This is a genomic window from Dactylosporangium aurantiacum (genome assembly GCF_000716715.1).
GTDB lineage: Bacteria > Actinomycetota > Actinomycetes > Mycobacteriales > Micromonosporaceae > Dactylosporangium > Dactylosporangium aurantiacum.
On record NZ_JNYJ01000145.1, the window covers coordinates 1 to 662 of the forward strand.

Genomic DNA, 662 nt, shown 5'->3' on the forward strand with positions numbered 1-662 from the left:
CGGGCGGCGAAGGCGTGGGCGGGTGGGTACTTCTCCCGGTCGGTGGTGCCGGTCCGGGACCGTAACGGCCTGGTCGTGCTGGATCGGGATGAGCATCTGCGTGCCTCGACCGTGGAGGGGCTCGGCGCCCTGCCGCCGTCGTTCGCGGCGATCGGTGAGCTGGGCGGGTTCGACGCGGTGGCGTTGCAGCGCTACCACTGGGTGGAGCGGATCGAGCACGTGCACACGGCGGGGAACTCCTCCGGCATCGTCGACGGTGCCTCCCTGGTCCTGGTGGGCAGTGAGGCGGCCGGGGTGAAGGCGGGGTTGACGCCGCGGGCGCGGGTGGTCGCGGCGGCGGTGTCGGGTGCGGACCCGACGATCATGCTGACCGGGCCGGCGCCGGCGTCGCGGAAGGCGCTGGCGAAGGCGGGGTTGACGGTGGAGGACATCGACCTGGTGGAGATGAACGAGGCGTTCGCCGCGGTCGTGCTGCGCTTCGCCAAGGACATGGGGTTCAGCCTGGACAAGGTCAACGTCAACGGCGGCGCCATCGCCATGGGCCACCCCCTCGGCGCGACCGGTGGCATGCTGCTCGGCACCCTCATCGACGAGCTCGAACGCCGCGGCCAACGCTACGGCCTCGCCACGCTGTGCATCGGCGGCGGCATGGGCATCGCGAC

The 662-nt window shown here is 72.2% G+C and carries 1 protein-coding gene; it reads left to right on the forward strand.

All coding sequences use genetic code 11. The features are described from left to right. Positions 1-662: acetyl-CoA C-acyltransferase (locus OP18_RS50680; protein WP_033368014.1), on the forward strand; the 662-nt coding region annotated here is incomplete at both ends.